The 17,723-nt window shown below is 61.1% G+C and carries 19 protein-coding genes; 6 read left to right on the top strand and 13 right to left on the bottom strand.

The window, feature by feature from the left end; all coding sequences use genetic code 11:
- Nucleotides 1–11 precede the first annotated feature (11 nt).
- Nucleotides 12–458 (top strand): MarR family winged helix-turn-helix transcriptional regulator, encoded by a 447-nt coding sequence (locus A0W34_RS04035; RefSeq protein WP_003945852.1) that lies wholly within the window; start codon nt 12–14, stop codon nt 456–458.
- On the opposite strand, the gene thrS is transcribed toward A0W34_RS04035, so the two are convergent.
- On the bottom strand, nt 455–1,675 hold the full coding sequence (gene thrS / locus A0W34_RS04030) for a threonine--tRNA ligase (protein WP_081557351.1): 1,221 nt from the start codon (nt 1,673–1,675) through the stop codon (nt 455–457). The two genes, A0W34_RS04035 and thrS, sit on opposite strands and share 4 nt — an antisense overlap.
- Before the next feature lie 330 nt (nt 1,676–2,005).
- Here thrS and A0W34_RS04025 point away from each other — a divergent pair, with 330 nt between their 5' ends.
- A complete protein-coding gene (locus A0W34_RS04025; protein ID WP_003945674.1) occupies nt 2,006–3,280 on the top strand; it encodes a DUF445 domain-containing protein in 1,275 nt (424 codons plus the stop codon).
- A 2-nt stretch (nt 3,281–3,282) separates the two neighbouring features.
- Entirely contained in the window at nt 3,283–4,107 is an 825-nt protein-coding gene (locus A0W34_RS33360) for an Abi-alpha family protein (RefSeq protein ID WP_081557350.1), read from the top strand.
- Between the two features lie 67 nt (nt 4,108–4,174).
- Here A0W34_RS33360 and hsaB read toward each other — a convergent pair whose 3' ends face one another.
- From hsaB to hsaA, 4 genes are read right to left on the bottom strand one after another with little or no spacing between them, the layout of a single operon-like run.
- Nucleotides 4,175–4,759: a 3-hydroxy-9,10-secoandrosta-1,3,5(10)-triene-9,17-dione monooxygenase reductase subunit gene (gene hsaB, locus A0W34_RS04015; RefSeq protein ID WP_003945677.1), complete on the bottom strand. Its 585-nt coding sequence runs from the start codon at nt 4,757–4,759 to the stop codon at nt 4,175–4,177.
- On the bottom strand, nt 4,756–5,658 hold the full coding sequence (gene hsaC / locus A0W34_RS04010) for an iron-dependent extradiol dioxygenase HsaC (RefSeq protein ID WP_003945585.1): 903 nt from the start codon (nt 5,656–5,658) through the stop codon (nt 4,756–4,758). Before hsaC ends, hsaB begins: the two co-directional genes overlap by 4 nt.
- A complete protein-coding gene (gene hsaD / locus A0W34_RS04005) occupies nt 5,658–6,536 on the bottom strand; it encodes a 4,5:9,10-diseco-3-hydroxy-5,9,17-trioxoandrosta-1(10),2-diene-4-oate hydrolase (RefSeq protein ID WP_003945808.1) in 879 nt (292 codons plus the stop codon). Before hsaD ends, hsaC begins: the two co-directional genes overlap by 1 nt.
- A gap of 10 nt (nt 6,537–6,546) precedes the next feature.
- Entirely contained in the window at nt 6,547–7,722 is a 1,176-nt protein-coding gene (gene hsaA, locus A0W34_RS04000; protein WP_039973406.1) for a 3-hydroxy-9,10-secoandrosta-1,3,5(10)-triene-9,17-dione monooxygenase oxygenase subunit, read from the bottom strand.
- A gap of 195 nt (nt 7,723–7,917) precedes the next feature.
- Between hsaA and A0W34_RS03995 the strand changes: the two genes are divergently transcribed.
- Both A0W34_RS03995 and A0W34_RS03990 read left to right on the top strand, forming a co-directional pair.
- The gene (locus A0W34_RS03995) at nt 7,918–9,078 is read left to right on the top strand and encodes a Rieske 2Fe-2S domain-containing protein (protein WP_003945847.1); all 1,161 of its coding nucleotides are present in this window, start codon (nt 7,918–7,920) and stop codon (nt 9,076–9,078) included.
- A 2-nt stretch (nt 9,079–9,080) separates the two neighbouring features.
- The gene (locus A0W34_RS03990; RefSeq protein ID WP_003945499.1) at nt 9,081–9,452 is read left to right on the top strand and encodes a hypothetical protein; all 372 of its coding nucleotides are present in this window, start codon (nt 9,081–9,083) and stop codon (nt 9,450–9,452) included.
- Between the two features lie 70 nt (nt 9,453–9,522).
- On the opposite strand, the gene A0W34_RS03985 is transcribed toward A0W34_RS03990, so the two are convergent.
- From A0W34_RS03985 to A0W34_RS03960, 6 genes are all read right to left on the bottom strand, one after another.
- A complete protein-coding gene (locus A0W34_RS03985) occupies nt 9,523–10,356 on the bottom strand; it encodes a hypothetical protein (protein ID WP_075832140.1) in 834 nt (277 codons plus the stop codon).
- A 197-nt stretch (nt 10,357–10,553) separates the two neighbouring features.
- On the bottom strand, nt 10,554–11,180 hold the full coding sequence (locus A0W34_RS03980; RefSeq protein WP_007734097.1) for a TetR/AcrR family transcriptional regulator: 627 nt from the start codon (nt 11,178–11,180) through the stop codon (nt 10,554–10,556).
- Nucleotides 11,181–11,254: 74 nt separating this feature from the next.
- Nucleotides 11,255–12,511: an NAD(P)/FAD-dependent oxidoreductase gene (locus A0W34_RS03975; RefSeq protein WP_064688611.1), complete on the bottom strand. Its 1,257-nt coding sequence runs from the start codon at nt 12,509–12,511 to the stop codon at nt 11,255–11,257.
- The gene (locus A0W34_RS03970) at nt 12,511–12,702 is read right to left on the bottom strand and encodes a rubredoxin (protein WP_007734094.1); all 192 of its coding nucleotides are present in this window, start codon (nt 12,700–12,702) and stop codon (nt 12,511–12,513) included. Before A0W34_RS03970 ends, A0W34_RS03975 begins: the two co-directional genes overlap by 1 nt.
- A gap of 30 nt (nt 12,703–12,732) precedes the next feature.
- Nucleotides 12,733–12,903, bottom strand: coding sequence for a rubredoxin (locus tag A0W34_RS03965; protein WP_007734092.1), 171 nt, complete (start codon nt 12,901–12,903; stop codon nt 12,733–12,735).
- Nucleotides 12,900–14,075, bottom strand: coding sequence for an alkane 1-monooxygenase (locus A0W34_RS03960; RefSeq protein ID WP_003945652.1), 1,176 nt, complete (start codon nt 14,073–14,075; stop codon nt 12,900–12,902). The genes A0W34_RS03965 and A0W34_RS03960 overlap by 4 nt, the downstream gene beginning before the upstream one ends.
- Before the next feature lie 813 nt (nt 14,076–14,888).
- Between A0W34_RS03960 and A0W34_RS03950 the strand changes: the two genes are divergently transcribed.
- Complete coding sequence (locus A0W34_RS03950; RefSeq protein ID WP_081557349.1) at nt 14,889–16,496, top strand: FAD-dependent monooxygenase; 1,608 nt, start codon at nt 14,889–14,891, stop codon at nt 16,494–16,496.
- Here the strand turns inward: A0W34_RS03950 and A0W34_RS03945 are convergent.
- Nucleotides 16,483–16,971 (bottom strand): VOC family protein, encoded by a 489-nt coding sequence (locus A0W34_RS03945; RefSeq protein WP_042449402.1) that lies wholly within the window; start codon nt 16,969–16,971, stop codon nt 16,483–16,485. The genes A0W34_RS03950 and A0W34_RS03945 overlap by 14 nt on opposite strands.
- Nucleotides 16,968–17,720: an SDR family NAD(P)-dependent oxidoreductase gene (locus A0W34_RS03940; RefSeq protein WP_081557348.1), complete on the bottom strand. Its 753-nt coding sequence runs from the start codon at nt 17,718–17,720 to the stop codon at nt 16,968–16,970. The genes A0W34_RS03945 and A0W34_RS03940 overlap by 4 nt, the downstream gene beginning before the upstream one ends.
- Between the last annotated feature and the right edge of the window lie 3 nt (nt 17,721–17,723).

Raw genomic sequence — 17,723 nt, 5'->3', positions numbered from 1 at the left:
AGGAGAATCACATGGGGATCGCCGACGACGCCGTCGAAATCCGTTCGCAAGGGTGGCGCACGCTCGCAGCACTGCACGGCGCCCTCGACACCGAACTGGAACGCGCGCTCCAGCGTGAGCACAAACTGTCCGTCGTCGAATACACCGTGCTCGACGCACTGAGCCGCCAGGATGGCTGGCACATGCGGATGGCTCAGTTGGCTCGCGCTGCCGCACTGAGCAGCAGCGCCACGACGCGCTTGGTCAATCGACTCGAAGATCGAGGACTATTGACGCGCATCCTGTGCGCCGACGACCGTCGAGGCATCTACACCGAGCTGACGCCGGCCGGCCGCGAGCTTCTCGAAAGCGCACGGCCGACGCACGACGCCACCCTCGAAGCCGCACTCGACGAGGCATGCAAGACACCCGAACTCGCGCCACTGGTGCGCGCCCTCCACGAGCTCCCCGTCGGCTAGAAGCCTGCCGGAAGCAGGGCACGCTCTTTGATGCCCGAGACCACCTGAGCGACAAACACACTCGCATCGACGACCACGCGCCCACCACGCGCGGGGACCAGAACGTCGACGGTGCCGCCGTGCACCTCGTTGTCCCCGATCACCGCGATGTACGGGTCACGGTGAGTGCGTGCCTCGCGGATGCGACGTCCCAACGATCCGTCAGGCGCGATCGCCACTCGAACATCGCGAGCCTCGAGATCGGCCCGCAAACGCTCGGCCTCAACCTGGTGCCGGTCGCCGACGGGCAGAATCGAGACTTGGTTGGGTGCCAGCCACGGCGGCATCCGCCCTTCGAACCTTTCGATCAAAAGCGCAGTCATGCGTTCCATCGATCCGAGCAAGCCCCGATGGATCATGACGGGGCGAGCCTTGGATCCGTCCTCAGCGGTGTACTCGAGGTCGAACCGCTCCGGTTGATTGAAGTCGAGTTGCACGGTCGAGAGTGTTTCCTCGCGGCCGTGCGCGTCTCGCACCTGGACGTCGATCTTGGGACCGTAGAACGCTGCCTCCCCCTTCGCTTCCACGTACTCGATCGAGCGTGCATTCAGCGCCCCGCGAAGGTGATCCTCGGCGTCCACCCACTGCTCGTCGGTGCCGAGGTACTGCCCCTCTCCCCCTCTGATCGAGAGTCGGTACCCCCGTTCGGCAATCCCCAGAGTCGAGTAGCAGCGCTCGATCGCATCGAGCGCGACGATCACTTCCGCTTGCACTTGTTCACGACTACAGAAGACATGTGCGTCGTCGAGATTGATCTGTCTGACTCGACTCAATCCGCTGAGAACTCCGGAGAGTTCGCTACGGAACATCGAGCCGAGTTCACGAACGCGGAAAGGTAGCTCGCGATAACTACGACCGCGAGCGGCGAATACCTGAGCGTGATGGGGACAGTTAGCCGGACGAAGGAGAAATGACTCTCCGCCTATCTTCATTTCGGGAAACATGTCGTCCGAGAACTTGGACCAATGCCCAGATCTCTCGTACAACTCTTTCTTCGCCATAACGGGGGTATAGACACCCCGGCATCCGGATCGCGCTGCTTGTTCGGCGGCGAACTTTTCGAGTTCGTTCCTGATGATCGCGCCGTCCGGTAACCAGAGTGGGAGGCCGGCCCCGACGGTGGGGATGGTGGCGAAAAACTCCAGGTCGCGCCCGAGTTCGCGGTGGTCAACGCTCATGAGAAGTCTCCAAATCGTTCAAGGGGAGACGCACACGGAGCGACGAAACAGGAAAGCCCCGGGGCGATAACTCCCGGGGCTGAAAGGGTTCGGTCAGCAGTTCCTAAACGATGCGCCGGAAGAGAACCGGCGTCGTCGTGTTGTGCGCAATACTGACCATGTACGTGAGGTTACATCAACTTCCTACCCACCTACAGCCCGAATTGTCGGGCCTCTATGCTGACGCAACTGGGAAGGCGCAGCAGTAGCCAACGAAACACCCACGAAGAGCGAAGTTTCGGCAATCATGTCCGAACGTGAGGTTCTCGGATATGAGGAGGATGTGCGACGGTGCCGGACCACTTGCTCGAACAGTTGATCACCATTCCTTTGTTCACCGGAATCATCGGGTACATCACCAATTGGTCGGGCGTCCTGATGCTGTTTGCGCCGATCAACTTCCACGGGATCAAAGTGCCCGGCCTCAAACTGCTCTTCCCGTTCCTCCCCCGACGCGTCCAGGTGATCCCCGCGATCACCAGCGACGGCAGATTCGGTTGGCAAGGCATCGTCCCCTCGCGGGCGGAGAAGATGGCGTCGATCGCCGTCGACAAATCCCTCGCGAAAGTCGGCAGCATCGCCGATTTCTATCGCGTCCTGGACCCGGACAGCATCGCCGAGCACTTGGTGAACATTTCTCGCAGTGAAGTGCGCGGCGTGGTCACCAGAATCATGACGGCCGAGAATCCTCAGCTCTGGCACAACCTTCCGACGTCGGTGAAGGAGGCCGTCTTCCGCAAGGTGGAGGACGATCTGCCGGCCAGCGTGCGTATGATCACCGACCGCATCGAAGAGGACATCGACGAGTTCATCGACGCGAAGCTGATGGTGATCCGCTACCTCTCTTCGCATCCCAAACTGCTCAACGACATCTTCCGCACGATGGGCAACAAAGAGCTCAGGTTCATGCAGAACTTCGGCTTCTACTTCGGATTCCCGATGGGCTTCGTGCTCGTCGGAATCCTCCATCTGGTTCCGCAGTGGTGGGTGCTTCCCATCGGCGGTGTGATCATCGGATACATCGTGAACTACCTCGGCATCACGATGATCTTCGAGCCGATCACCCCCAACCGTTGGGTGCCGTGGAGGCAGGGGCTCTTCCTGAAGCGACGCACCGAGATCATCGCCGGGTACGCAAAAACCCTCGCCGATCACGTCGTGACGCTCGAGAACATCGGCACCGAACTCCTCGAAGGTCCCCGCTCGGACCGAACGCGGCGGATGCTCGATCAGGTACTGCGCGAATCCGTCGACGACGCAGCCGGCTGGGCAAAGTCGGTGGTCAAGATGACCGTCGGTTCGCAGAGCTACAAGCGTCTGCCCGGCCTGGCCACCACCGAAGTGCTCGACCTGTACCCAAGGGTCTTCGAGGACGCGGAGTTCGCCGAGAACCAGTCGGAGAAGATTCGTGTCTTCGTCACCGAACGCATGAGCATCCTTTCACCGGAAGATTTCAGCGAACTACTACGCTCAGCCGTCAAGCAGGACGAGTGGCTGTTGTTCGTACACGGGGCCGTGCTGGGCTCGTTTGCCGGTTTCCTACACCTCGCAATATTCGGAGTATGAGCATGAGTGAGCACGACCATCGCATGATCGTCGAAGCGGAATCGTACGACTGGGCTGCGGACATCACGCCGGTCGAATCCGTCGAAAAGCGTCTGATCCGTAGCCTTGTCGGGCTTACCGCCACGACGACGCTCACGTCGATCAAGCTGACGGGTTGGGCTTTCGGAACGGCGAAGGAGGCGACGCGGCAGATCGTTCAGGCCGCCGCCGAAGCCGCGGCAGAGGCTGCAGAATCCGCCAACGTGCAATCCGAACGTCGGGCCGAGAACACCAACGGAGACGGCTCGCGGACGGAGAACCTGCGGGCGGCAATGGCTACTCGTACCAATCGCAAACAGAGCGTCGAGGCCACTCTCGCGGCGCTGCGGGCACGTGGTGACAGGTTGCTGGATCGTTCCGCGGACGTGACCGATCGCGACGATCTGCACCCGGCTTACGACCGGATCCTCGACGAGATCGCACCAGACGAAGCTCGAATTCTTCGGTTGCTGGCCACCTCCGGCGCACAACCGAGCGTCGACGTGCGCACGGCGCGGCCGTTCGGAGTCGGCTCGGAGATGATCGACGAGGGTCTGTCGATGATCGGAGAACTGGCGGGATGTCGACATCTGGACCGCATCAGCGCGTACCTGAACAACCTGCATCGGCTCGGTTTGGTGGCGTTCTCACGCGAGCCCGTCGAGGCCGACCGGTACCAGGTGGTCGAGGTGCAGCCGTCGGTGATCGAGGCGGTCAAGCGAGCCGGACGATCCAACAGGATTGTGCGTCGTAGCATCCTGCTGACGCCGTTCGGTGACGACTTCTGTCATACCTGTTTTTCGCTGTAGGGCCTCCGGCCCTGTGCGCCTTTTTGGTAGTTACCACTACCAAAAAGGCGCACAGGGGGCCTGCCCCCTACAGCCAGGTATCTTCTGTCGTGGTCGTCAGGAACGCTTCCAGATCGTCACGCCAGGTAGCCGGAACAGTCTTGTCCGGCTCGATGCCCGTGTACTGCCCGCGATAGAAGAGCAGCGGGCGTTCGGTCTTGATCTCACTCATCGACGACACCCGACCGAAGACGACGTAGTGATCGCCACCGTCGTGGACGGTTTCCACCGTGCAGTCGATGTGTGCAAGGGACTTGTCGATGATCGGCGAGCCCAGAGGCGATGGCGTCCAATCGATGCCGGCGAACTTGTCCGGCTCACGTGACCCGAAACGAGCACACACCGCCTGCTGTTCCTCCGCCAACACGTTGACGGCGAACTTACCGGTCCGCTCGATTGCCGCCCACGACCGAGAACCCTTGGTGGGGCAGAACAACACCAAAGGCGGGTCGAGTGACAGGGCCGCGAAAGACTGACATGCGAACCCGACAGGCTCACCGTCGTCGACTGTCGTGATGATGGTGATACCCGTGCAGAATTGCCCGAGAACCGTGCGGAACTGGCGTGGATCGATCGCCTGCTCCGCACTCACCGACGCGTCGGGCGAACTCACGGCTTCATTCCCACCGTGAAGTCGTGACCCCACAGGCTCACGGCCGTGCTTTCCCTCGCGATCCAGTTTTCGTCCTCGACCTCTAGCCCCTCACAACCGAATTCGATGTCGAACCCACCTGGAGTCTTCATGTAGAACGAGAGCATCTCGTCGTTGACGTGGCGACCGAGAGTCGCCGACATCTTGACCTTCTTGCGCAGTGCCCGGTCGAGGCACAGTCCGACGTCGTCGGAGTTCTCCACTTCGAGCATCAGGTGCACGATGCCCGTCGGGTTGGGCAACGGCAGGAACGCCAAGCTGTGGTGACGCGGGTTGCAGCCGAGGAACCTCAGCCACGCCGGGTCGCCGTCCGCGGGCCGGCCGACCATCTGCGGAGGCAGACGCATCGAGTCGCGAAGCTTGAATCCGAGTACGTCGCGGTAGAACCGCAGCGAAGCATCGTCGTCATCGGTGGTGAGCACGACGTGGCCGAGGCCCTGCTCACCCGTCACGAACCTGTGCCCGTACGGGCTCACGATCCGGCGGTGTTCGAGAGCAGCTCCGTGGAACACCTCGAGGGAGTTGCCCGAGGTGTCCTCGAACGCGATCATCTCGACGACGCGACGGTCCTTGAGCTGCTCCGCCGTGCCTTCCTTGAACGGAACACCGGCTGCCGACAACCTGTCACGGATATCCTGCAGCTCAGCGGCATTCGCGGTTTCCCAACCCGAGACGAGCAGACGGTCCGTGTCGTTCGGAACGATGACAAGACGCGCCGGGAAGTCGTCCATACGCAGATACAGCGATTCCGCGTCGACGCCCTTGCCCTCGATCATTCCGAGGATCTTGAGTCCGTATTCGCGCCACGCAGCCATGTCGGTGGCCCCGATGCGCATGTACGCCAGAGATCGAATACCCATCATTTACCTCCGTCGAGCAGGAAGTCGGTTGCGAGCCGGTTGAATTCGTCGAACTTCTCGAGCTGCGCCCAGTGACCGCAACCGCCGAAGACGTGGAGCTGCGCGCGCGGGATCATCTTGAGCGCGACCAGTGCGCCGTCGAGAGGGTTGACCCGATCCTCACGGCCCCAGATCAGCAACACACGCTGACGAAGCTTGTACGCCTCGCGCCAGAGCATGCCGAGCTCGAAGTCACCGCTGGAGAAGGACTTACCCATCGCCTTGGCCGCAGCCAGCGACTCGGGAGTGCTGGCGGCAGCAAAACGTTCGTCGACGAGTTCCGGCGTGATCAGCTTCTGATCGAAGACCATGATCCGCAGGAATGCTTCGAGGTTTTCTCGGGTGGGCTGGTAGCTGAACTTTCCGAGGTTCTTGACGCCCTCGGTGGGGTCCGGCGCAAACAGGTTGACACTCAGACCGCCGGGGCCCATCAGAACGAGGCGACCCGCACGGTCCGGGTAGTCGAGCGCAAAGCGAACAGCAGCGCCACCACCGAGCGAATTGCCCAGCAGATCAACGCGACCGGTGATCTCGAGCGTGTCCAGGAGATCGTTGAGCGCCGACGCACTGTGAACGAAGTACTGCGGATGCTCCGTCGGCTTGTCGGACTGCCCGTAACCGGGCTGATCGACCGCGATGACGTGAAAGCTCTTCGCCAACACCGGAATGTTGCGGGCGAAGTTAGACCACGACGACGCGCCTGGGCCACCGCCGTGCAGCAGCACGATGGTCTTGTCGTTTCCGACGCCCGCCTCGTGGAAGTGCAGTTTCAGATCGGGGCGCACTTGCGCGAACCGTGAAGTGGACTCGTAGGTGAGGGCTTCTTCGGTGGTTGTCACTGAGCCTCCTCTAGACCATCGTGTCGGTGATCGGCAGACCGAATTCGCCGGTTCCGAACATGACGTAGGCGCGTTCGGGATCGTTGGCGGCGTGGACGCGACCAGCGTGAGCATCGCGCCAGAAACGCTGGATAGGAGTGCCGTTCTGCAGCGCCGTGGCGCCGGAGTTCTCGAAGAGCTTGTCGATCGAGGCGATCGCGCGGCCCGTGGCGCGCACCTGGTCACGTCGAGCGCGCAGCCGCAGTTCCATCGGAACCTCTTCGCCCGCAAGGATCAACGCGTACTCGTCGGCGACGTTGCCGGAGAGCTGACGCCACGCGGCGTCGATGTCGCTGGACGCCTCGGCGATGCGCACCTTGGCAAACGGATCGTCCTTCGACTTCTCGCCGGCGAACGCAGCGCGCACACGCTTGCCCTGGTGCTCGACGTGCGCTTCGTAAGCTCCGTAAGCCATTCCGACGATCGGTGCCGAGATCGTCGTGGGGTGAATGGTTCCCCACGGCATCTTGTAGACCGGCGCGGTGTTGTTCTCGAGGCCCGGGGCGGTCAGTTCGCTCATCGCCCGGAAGCTCAGAACGCGATGCTTGGGAACAAAAACATCCTTGACCACAACGGTATTGGAGCCGGTTCCACGCAGACCGACCACATTCCACACGTCGTCGATCTGGTAGTCCTCGCGAGGAATCAGGTAGCTCACGAAATCGACTGCGCGGCCGTCCTTGAACACCGGACCACCGAGAACGGCCCAGCTGGCGTGGTCACAACCCGAAGACCACGCCCACGCACCGTTGACCTTGTATCCGCCCTCGACTACTTCACCCATACCCATCGGGGCGTAAGAGGACGAGATGCGAACGTCAGTGTCGTTGCCCCACACGTCTTCCTGCGCCTGCTGAGAGAAGAGGGCGAGGTGCCAGTTGTGTACCCCGATGATCGAGGAGACCCACCCTGTGGAACCACACGCGCTGGCGATCTTCTTGACCGCGGAGTAGAACAGCACCGGATCGGCTTCGTATCCGCCCCACTGCTTCGGCTGCAGCAAGCGGAAGAAGCCTGTTTCCTGAAGAGCCTTGATGGACTCGTCGGGGATACGGCGCAGATCCTCGGTCTCCTGTGCGCGCTCGCGCAGTGCCGGCAGTAGTGCGTCGAGCCTCTGCATCACCTCGTGGCTGTCATGGTTACCCACTTCGACGCTCCCGTCTTCCTCGATCGGTTGGTTCACTTACACTTGAGACTAGAACACGTTCTCTTTTCTGTCGAGACGCTGACAAAGGTCCCGTTTGTGGCCGCAATGCTGTAACAAGTGCCCCCAAAATCTGGCGGAACCGGATCGAGTTCTATAACGTGTTCTACTAACAGCTAGAAGGGATGTGAGGTCACAATGGCGCAGATTCGCGAGATCGACGTCGGAACGGTGCAAACTCGTTTCGCCCGCGGTTGGCACTGCCTGGGTCTACTGAAGACCTTCAAGGACGGCAAACCGCACGCGATCGAGGCTTTCGGTACGAAGCTCGTGGTGTTCGCCGACAGCAAGGGCGACATCAAAGTTCTCGACGGATACTGCCGTCATATGGGTGGTGACCTCACACAAGGCGAGGTCAAGGGCGATTCCATCGCCTGCCCCTTCCACGACTGGCGCTGGGGCGGCAACGGCAAGTGCACCGGCATTCCTTATGCCCGCCGCGTGCCTCCGCTCGCACGCACCCGCGCGTGGACGACCCTCGAGCAGAACGGTCAGCTCTTCGTCTGGAACGACCCCGAGGGCAATCCGCCGCCCGAAGAGATCGTGATTCCTCGTATCGAGGGCGCGTACAGCGACGAATGGACCGACTGGACCTGGAACTCCATGGTCATCGAGGGGTCCAACTGCCGCGAGATCATCGACAACGTGGTCGACATGGCGCACTTCTACTACATCCACTACGCCTTCCCGACGTACTTCAAGAACGTCTTCGAAGGTGAGATCGCCACTCAGTACCTCAACACCACGGGCCGTCCCGACATCGGAATGGCCTCCCAGTACGGCGGCGACACGCTGCTTCGCTCCGAAGCTGCGTATTACGGACCGTCGTACATGGTCAATCCCCTGTGGAACAGCTACAGCGGATACGAGGTCGAGAGTGTTCTGATCAACTGCCACTACCCGATCAGCCCGGACTCGTTCGTGCTGCAGTGGGGCGTGACGGTGAAGAAGCCGACGGGTGTCTCCGACGAGATGGCCGACAAGTTGGCCGGCAAGTTCACCGAGGGCATCAGCGAGGGATTCCTGCAGGACGTCGCGATCTGGAAGAACAAGACCAAGATCGAGAATCCCCTTCTCTGCGAAGAAGACGGCCCCGTCTACCAGCTACGACGCTGGTACGAGCAGTTCTACGTGGACAAGGCCGACGTCACCGAGAAGATGACGCAGCGCTTCGAGTTCGAGGTGGACACCACCAAGGCAAACGAAGCCTGGCACGCCGAGGTCGAGGAAAACCTCGCACGCCAGAAGGCCGAGAAGGAAGCTGCAGCAGAAGCGGCAAAGAAGGAAGCAGAGGTCTAGTCGTGAGCGCCTCGATCGGAACCGACGCACGGTGGGCTCGTTGGGCCAAGGCACCGGACTTTGCCGGGCAAACGGAACGGCTCGAGGCGATCGCGGCCCAGACGATCGAGGACAAGCACGAATACCTCGACTCGGGTCTGCAGGAAGTCGACTGCAAGGCATGCGGCGCGTGCGTACTGGTTCGCAAGAACACGTACAAACACACCAGCGTTCAGTGGACTTCCGACCCGGCGCTGCGTTGCCACACCTTCAAAGAGGCAATTGCTTCCGGGCAGTCGTCGGCATTGAAAGACGGATGCCCGAAACTGCACGACAGCATCGCCGACGCGGTTAGGGACGGCACCATCACGGTGCGTGATCCCGAGGTCAGCTGACCTGATTGTGTAGAACGAGGGCCGACCCACGGGTCGGCCCTCGTTTTACGTTCCAGCGCCCGCGCGTCCGTCAGGCAGGCGGTCGCACCTTTCGTGCAGCCACCGCGTAGACGTCGCTCGACGTGGTGAGAGAGTTCTTTCCGCTGGCCGCCGGCACTCCCCCGCGTAGATTCACGGCCCAGTTGAGCGCACCCAGCGGTCCACACCCGCTGGCTCCCGGCGCCGCAAACACCGCATCCGAATGTGGGACTGCCGGGAACACTGCACCGGGGAACTCACCGATAGCTTCCGACGGAGGGTTTCCGGTTGTGGTCAGGTGAAGGTTGATCGGATTCGAAACCGAACCGATGTAGCAATCGTCACCGAGCAAGGGATTAGACAGTTTCAATCGAACAGGCATGGTGAGTTCCTGCTCGAGAACCTTCAGATCCGGGACTCCCACCGATTCCACCGTCGCGCTGATCTGAGTCAGTCCCAGCGGAGTATCGATCCCGAGAGCACCTCCGGGTACCGAAATCGGATTGGAATAGACCCCGTTGGACCCGTCCTGCTTGGCGACGAACGTCTCGATGAAACTGTTGTCCGGCTGGGTCGCGTATTTCACTCCGCCCGCAACCTTGAGGCTTCCGTCCGGGATCGGCACCGAAAGTGCGCCCAATTTCATGGTCCCTCCGCGAACTACGACGCTGGCGCACGTCGTCACCTCGAGATCCTCGATCGGGCACGTGCCCCAACCGTCGAAGGTCAACGGATCAACCGCTGCCGCACCGGAGGAACCGAGCGATCCGCTGCCGGAAGACCCTGACGATGATTCGTCGGCAATTGCCACACCTGCACCGGCCATGACAAATGTTGCAACTAGCGCGACTGTCGACATCACTCGAGATTTGTTGCGGCTCTTCATCTTCGAATTCCTCCACCGTTGACGGAAATTCACGAGAGCCACCCCCTGCGGATCGCACCTCGATCTACGCCCGGCACGCTACCGAGAAGTGAGACGCGGATTCACACATAACGACGATATTTCCCACCAAAGAACTACGGCGATCACGCTCGATCGAACTTCCGTCCTAGCCCGGAAACCGTATCGATCCTGTCGGCTCAGTTCGGTTCGACTGTGCCCGAACCGATGACCTGATCGAGGAACGGCCCGAACATCTCCCCCAGGTTCTCGGCGATCTGATCGGGGGTACCGAAAGACAACGTCACGTGACTGATCGCCAGACGCACTATCGTGCTGCCGAACATCTCGGCATGGATGCGGTCGACGTTCGCCCAACTGGTCATGAAGATCTCGGCCAACCTCGCGCTCGCATGTTCGAGCAGCGGAGTCCCGTCAGTGGTGACCAAGCTCAGCAGGTCGTGCTGCGGCCGGGGACCGACAATGCTGACCACCATCGGATCCCGTGCACCGGCGTCGAAGAAGGCACGGAAGGCTGCCGAGACCGCGCCACGCGGATCCGAATGATGCAGCGTTACTTCGCGTTCCACCTCTTCGAGGAACTCGTCGACGAAACGGATGAGGTATCCGGACGCCAATCCCTGGCGGGACGTGAACTCCTTGTACAACGTCTGCCGGCTCATGCCCGCAGCTTCCGCGATATGCGCCATCGTGATGTCGTTCCACGATTTCTCGGTCAAGAGTTCGCGTGTGGCGTCGAGCGCTGACGCACGGAGGAGTTGACGAGCTGCCTCGTGGTACGGGACACGGGCACGAGCGGTGGACATATCGGGAAGATTTCCATCGCCCGTGCTCGGTGTCAAAACGGTGGACACGCAAGCCACAGAAGTCACGAGTGCACTCAGAGCACCGGTGAGGCGACAAGACCCGCCGCAAGTTCGGTCAGATCCCTGTTTGTATCGGCAAGTACGTCGGCGCTGATGTCCGGCGAGCGTTCGATAAGGGTTCGGACGGCGCGAATGTCCTTCGGCCGGCCCACGCTCACAGCACCGACGATATTTCCGTCGCGCATGCAGATCGCAGTGAAGTCATAGGAGTCCAAGTCTCCTCGAACAATCACGGTGTCGTCCGCGCCTGGCCAACCAGCTACTTGAAGGTTGCGGCCGAATTGGTTCGACCAACTCCAAGGGACGGATTCGAAGGGTTCTTCCTTCCCGACGATGGTCTTGGCAACTGCAACTGCGTGGTCCTGCGCGGTGTTCCAGTGCTCACCACGGTGCATGCCGCCGAGAAAACCGTTGGGCACGTTGGCCACATCGCCGATCGCGTACACATCAACGACGGAGGTCCGGAGGTATCCGTCTACCGAAATCCCGTTGTCCACCGCAATACCCGCCGCAGCAGCCACATCGGTATCGGGCAAGGATCCGATTGCGACGACGGCCAAGTCCGCTGTCCACTCGCGTCCGTCACGCGCACGTGCGGCGACGCCGTCGGCACCCGTCGTGAGCGTCTCGAGGTCAACTCCCGTCTGCAAGGCGACGCCCGCCGAGACGTGCAGCGCGGCGATCTTCTCCGCTATCGACGGTGGAAGCAGCCTGGACAGGGGCACCGGTTGCGCTTCGAGAACCTGCACACTGCAACCCAAGTCGCGTGCCGTTGACGCCACCTCCGATCCGATCAAGCCACCGCCGACCACCAATAGCGAGGATCCTTCGATCAGCTGGGATTGCAAGCGTCGCATGTCTGCGATATCTCGAAGATAGTGAACGCGCTCGGAATCTTCGTTCTCCAACCGTCGGGACCGTCCACCCGTGGCAAGAATCAGAACGTCGTAGTCGATGCTGTCACCGTCGGCTAAAAGTACTGTGCGGGAATCTGTGTCGATACTCGTGACAGTTGCGCCGATCCGAAGATCGATACCCTGCTCGTTCCAGAAAGTCGACGGCCGCAACCGAACCCGATCGAACGACGCTTTCCCGGACAGTAGCTCCTTCGACAGCGCCGGGCGGCGGTACGGCTCCTCAGGTTCGCTGCCGATCAGGATGATGCTGCCGCCGAACCCTTCCTTGCGCAGGGCCTGCGCGGCACCGGAACCGGCGATGCCCGTGCCCACGATCACGACGGTGCGTGTGTCGGGCTCGCTGACCGCTGTCATCAGCGGTCCACCTCCACCATTTCGAAATCGACTTTGGCGGCACCACAATCAGGGCAGGACCAGTCTTCGGGAATCTCGTCCCAGCGAGTACCCGGCTCGATACCGTCGTCGGGCCAGCCGATCGCTTCGTCGTATTCGAACCCGCACTGGAGGCAGCGGAACAATTTGTAAGCAGTGGCAGTCTCGGACATCGGTTTTCCTTTCACCGGTGGGTATTTCGATCAGGATTGCGTGACGAGGGTGAAGTCGACCTTCTCGCGGACGCCGCAGTCGGGGCAGCACCAGTCGTCCGGAATACTCGACCACGGCGTGCCGGGCGGAAAGCCTTCTCGCGCAGCGCCTGTCGATTCGGTGTACGTGTAGTCGCAGATCGGGCAGATGTAGGCGTTCATGCGTTCACCCCGTAGGCTGCGAGGATCTTGGCCCGCTTCTTCGGCGCGATGTTGACCTGGGTGATGTCACCTCGGTAGTGCTCGAGAACGCGGTGGTCCATCACCTTGCGCCACAGGGGCGGAACTGTGGCGAGCATGATCATGCTGGCGTAGCCGCTCGGGAGCTGAGGGGCCTCTTCCATACTGCGAAGCGCCTGGTAGCGCCGTGTCGGATTCGCATGATGATCGCTGTGCCGCTGCAAGTGATAAAGGAAGACGTTGGTGCAGATGCGATCACTGTTCCAGCTGTGCGCCGGCGTGCATCGCTCGTACCGTCCGCTTGCGGTTTTCTGACGCAGGAGTCCGTAGTGCTCGAGGTAGTTGATCGCTTCGAGCAGCGAAAACCCGATGAACGCCTGGATCACGAGGTACGGCGCGATGCCGATCCCGAATACTGCAAGCGCGACACCGAACAGAACAACCGACATGAGCCAGGCGTTGAGCACGTCGTTCTTGATGCTCCAGTGCGTGGTGCCCAAACGCTCGAAGCGGGTCTTCTCGAGATGCCACGCCGACTTCAATCCCCCGCCGACGCTGCGCGGCCAGAAACCGTAGAGGGTCTCACCGAAGCGCGAGGTCGCCGGATCTTCCGGAGTCGACACTCGCACATGGTGGCCACGGTTGTGTTCGAGGTAGAAGTGACCGTAAGCACTTTGTGCGAGAACGATTTTGGACAACCAGCGCTCGACGCTCTCCTTCTTGTGCCCGAGTTCGTGGGCTGTGTTGATGCCGATTCCGGCCGTCACACCGATCGTCACTGCGAGTCCGATATTGGAGAGAACGCTCAAATCCCAACGCGCCCAGATGTAGCAGGACAGGAAGAAGGCCGTGTACTGCAGCGGCAGATAGGCGTAGGTGCACCACCGGTAGAAGCGGTCGTTCTCGAGTTCGTCGATCACCTCGTCGGGCGGATTCTTCCCGTCCTCACCCGCCAGGATGTCGATGACGGGAATGAGAGCAAACGCGATCAGTGGGCCGGTCCACCAGAAGACATTCCATCCGGTGGCGGTAACAAGCCCCACGGCGATGAAAGTTGCCGATGACGGAATCAGCGCCAACAGCCACAAGTAGCGTTTCCGGTCTCTCCAAGTTGCGAGCCGACCATCTGGCTCGGTGTACACCAACGCCGCCATCGAATTCTCCAGTTCTCGTTCGGATCAGTGAGTGCGTCCTGCGCGGTAATCCGCGACACGAACAACATCTATGTATAGAGAGTGGACAAATGATGGCGTTTTGTCAACGATTTTCAAGGTAAAACTTTTACAAACATGTCAATTTGTACATCTAGATGAACCCTCCGTTCGGGCTGATCGCAAATCTTCCGCCACCGCGCCACACTCGCTACAAAAGTGGAATGGGGACGTCAACGTGCGCAATATGCGCCAAACACCGAGGAACAGGCCCGCTCGTCAGCCCTCGAATATTCGAGGACGACTTCGTCGTTGTCTCCCATCGGCCCCCTCCACCACACGGACGTTCGGTTCCTGGATATGTGTTCGTCGAGACCCGTCGACACGTGTCCGGGTTGCCTTCACTATCCGAACCTGAAGCACTCGCCATCGCACACGCGGTCTGGTGCGTCTCACGTGCCCTCGACTCGGAATTGACTCCGGAATTCGTGTTCTCCGCGATCGCTGGGCTAAGCGTCCCCCACTTTCATCAGCACGTTTTCGTCAGACCTTTCGGCGCTCCGAGTTCAGTGAGTTGGAACGACGTCGATTCATGGGACGACGCGCCACGCGTCGACGAGGTCGAGCTCACGCTTCTGTGCAGGAGAATCGCGCTCGGCTTCGAAGACGAGCAATAGCGCAAAACAGTCGGTGCGCGGACGGACAGTCGGCGCGAGACGCAACCTCTCGATGTCCGATTTGCGCGAATTTCCCCAAAACGAAAGTTCGCTTACCCATACTGAAATGACCGACTGTCCCCGACGTGAGTGGGTCCTCATGGATACCGACGTATTGGTAGCGGGCGCCGGCCCGATCGGCTTGACCACCGCGATCGAGCTGCGCAGACGCGGTATCTCCTGTCGAATAGTCGACCCGCTCGACGAACCGCGGCAATACGCGAAAGCCGTCGGGATTCAGCCACGCACTCTCGAACTCTTCGAGAACATGGGGGTGCTCCGCCAGGCACTCGACGTCTCGACATTGATGCGCGGTCAGATCATGTACACGAACGGCGTCGAGGTCGGCCGCGTCGACCTCACCCTCCCCGAGGACGTTCCTTACTGGTTTCTCTGTCTGCCTCAGTACTCGACGGAGCGCATCCTCACCGAGCGCCTCACCGAGTTGGGAACAACCGTCGAACGCGGAGTCGGCCTCACTGCATTCGAACAATCCGACGACGCCGTCACCTGCACCCTCAGCGACGGCAGTACCGTGACGGCTCAGTACCTGGTGGGTTCCGACGGCGCGCACAGCGTGGTCCGCAAAGGGCTGGGCCTGAGCTTCGAGGGCGGCGCATTTGCCGAGAGCTACATGCTCGGCGACGTCGAAGTCGACTGGTCGATCCCCAGCGGCTACTCCGTCCGCGCCAACCACACCGCCGACGACGGAACCACCGACGATCTACTCGTCTGCATCCCACTTCCCGGACACAAGCGGTACCGCATGTCGATGCTCGTTCCGGACGATTTGATGCCGGACGAATCGTCGAACAAAGCCGCTGTACAACACGGTTTTTCAACCGGCAAGACACCGGAACTCCATCACATCCAGGCCGTGCTCGACAGACTGTCCCCAGAACCGACAACCGCCTCGATGCTGCGATGGTCCTCGGTCTTCCGCATCAGCCACCGCATCGTCGACGCTTACGGTCGCGGACGGGTTTTTGTCGCCGGCGACGCCGCGCACATCCATCCCCCGACTGGCGCGCAGGGCATGAACACCGGGATCCAGGACGCCCACAATCTTGCGTGGAAGATAGCGCTCGCCGTCAAAGGCGTTGCAACAGCAGATCTTCTCGAGACCTACGATGCCGAAAGACGGCCGGTCGGTGAAGAAGTCGTCGGGATGACCGTCCGAAATGCTCGAGAAGGAATCGGTTCGGGAGAGTCTTCCATCGACACGGCAATGCGGCGCCAGGCTCAATTGTTGATCGACTACTCGGAGAGTCCGCTGAACACCGGGCGTAATTCTTCGAGTCCACACGTTCAACCGGGCGAGCGTGCACCCGATGCACGCGGAATGCGCCGAGACGGTGTGCAGTATCCAATTCGGTTGTTCGACTTGCTGTCAGGAGTCGACCACACGTTACTGCTGACTTCGGACGGATCCGCGGAGAGCATCAACGGTCTGGAGAAGGTCGCCGACGCCGCAGTTCGATCAGCGCACGGCTTGCTGGACGTCTACGCGATAGTGCCACCGGGAACCGTGACCGTCGACTCGCTGGTGCCGATCATCGAGGACAACGCCTCGCAACTGTGCGCCGCGTATGGGGTCGAAGGTACGGCGGCGCTGGTCATTCGCCCCGACGGCTACCTCGGATTCCGTGGTCACCCGGAGAACGTTTCCGATTACTTCACGAAAGTGTTTGCCGTCAATCAGGAATGAGCGAAGCGAACATCAACCGAATCTCGGGCGAGAGCTTCATCAACTCGACGTATCCACCCAACGGCCCGGCATCGAGGTAGGAGAACTCCATGCCGGCGCCCTCTACCCGACCTTGTTGCACCACCGACATTCCGCGACGCTCGGCCTCGAGCAACGTCGCCTCGTAATCGTCAGGAACCCAAGCCAGGTGATGAACTCCGACGCCGTGAGTCTCCAGGAACTCCGTGTACAGGTTGCGTCCGGACACTGATTGGATCAACTCGAGCTGTTGGCTGCCCGCATATCCGATCGACACGTGAACGACATAGTCCGCGGGCTCACCTCGATACGTTGTGCTCTCGGGACCAAAGGCGATGTCTGGCATACGTAGCCATCGCTCCACTCCCCACTGCCGAGTGAACTCCTGTTCGGCGGCCTCGATCTCCTCGACCACCCAGCAGATCTGGAAGATCGGTCCCGAGACCAACGGGGTCATGCCATTTTTCCGTTGTCCACCGAGTAGACGGCCCCGTGTATCGCCGAGGCGTCGTCGGAGGCGACGAAAGCCACCATCTTCGCAACGTCCTCGGCTTCCATCAAGCCACGCGGCGAGGCAACCTTCATGACGAGGTCGAAGTCGACTCCGTCGGGGAAGGTGAATCCGGTGACTTGAGGAGTCATCATGCCGCCGGGGCAGATTGCGTTGACACGCAGAGACTTTCCGGTGAACTCCATCGCCATCGCTCGGGTCAGTCCGATGAGTCCGTGCTTGGCAGCACAGTATCCAGCCGAGTACGCCTGCCCTTCCAGTCCCGCGATCGAGGAGACGTTGACGATGTTGCCGCCCCGTTCCAGCAAGTGCGGCAGTGCTGCTCGGGAAAGGAAGAACGGTCCGTTCAGATTGACCGCAAGGTCATGTGCCCATTCGGAATCCGCAATATCCGCCGTATGACGAAGCGAGTGCGATCCCGCCACGTTGACGAGGATGTCGATACCACCGAGTTCGTCGACGCACGCCTGCACGGCCGCATCACACTGAGCGGAATCCGAGACGTCCGTCGCCGCGAAACGACGCTCTCCATCCGCGCCGACCACCTCGACCATCGACTGTCGCAGCTTTTCCTTGTCGCGGGCGATACCGAAAACCTGTGCGCCCCTGCGGTGGAGTATCTCGGCCACCGCGCGCCCCAACCCTGAGGACGTGCCGGTCACCAAGGCCACTTTTCCGGCCAGTACGTCTGCCATGAC

The organism is Rhodococcus sp. BH4 (assembly GCF_002079265.1).
GTDB lineage: Bacteria > Actinomycetota > Actinomycetes > Mycobacteriales > Mycobacteriaceae > Rhodococcus_F > Rhodococcus_F qingshengii.
Note: the sequence above shows the minus strand (reverse complement) of the source record. Positions and strands in the feature narration are given on the sequence as shown.

Coding starts and splice junctions, on each gene's coding strand:
- A0W34_RS04035 (WP_003945852.1), top strand. CDS start 12: ATGGGGATCGCCGACGACGCCGTCGAAATCCGTTCGCAAGGGTGGCGC.
- thrS (WP_081557351.1), bottom strand. CDS start 1,675: ATGAGCGTTGACCACCGCGAACTCGGGCGCGACCTGGAGTTTTTCGCC.
- A0W34_RS33360 (WP_081557350.1), top strand. CDS start 3,283: ATGAGTGAGCACGACCATCGCATGATCGTCGAAGCGGAATCGTACGAC.
- hsaC (WP_003945585.1), bottom strand. CDS start 5,658: ATGGGTATTCGATCTCTGGCGTACATGCGCATCGGGGCCACCGACATG.
- A0W34_RS03995 (WP_003945847.1), top strand. CDS start 7,918: ATGGCGCAGATTCGCGAGATCGACGTCGGAACGGTGCAAACTCGTTTC.
- A0W34_RS03985 (WP_075832140.1), bottom strand. CDS start 10,356: ATGAAGAGCCGCAACAAATCTCGAGTGATGTCGACAGTCGCGCTAGTT.
- A0W34_RS03980 (WP_007734097.1), bottom strand. CDS start 11,180: ATGTCCACCGCTCGTGCCCGTGTCCCGTACCACGAGGCAGCTCGTCAA.
- A0W34_RS03975 (WP_064688611.1), bottom strand. CDS start 12,511: ATGACAGCGGTCAGCGAGCCCGACACACGCACCGTCGTGATCGTGGGC.
- A0W34_RS03970 (WP_007734094.1), bottom strand. CDS start 12,702: ATGTCCGAGACTGCCACTGCTTACAAATTGTTCCGCTGCCTCCAGTGC.
- A0W34_RS03965 (WP_007734092.1), bottom strand. CDS start 12,903: ATGAACGCCTACATCTGCCCGATCTGCGACTACACGTACACCGAATCG.
- A0W34_RS03960 (WP_003945652.1), bottom strand. CDS start 14,075: ATGGCGGCGTTGGTGTACACCGAGCCAGATGGTCGGCTCGCAACTTGG.
- A0W34_RS03950 (WP_081557349.1), top strand. CDS start 14,889: ATGGATACCGACGTATTGGTAGCGGGCGCCGGCCCGATCGGCTTGACC.
- A0W34_RS03945 (WP_042449402.1), bottom strand. CDS start 16,971: ATGACCCCGTTGGTCTCGGGACCGATCTTCCAGATCTGCTGGGTGGTC.
- A0W34_RS03940 (WP_081557348.1), bottom strand. CDS start 17,720: ATGGCAGACGTACTGGCCGGAAAAGTGGCCTTGGTGACCGGCACGTCC.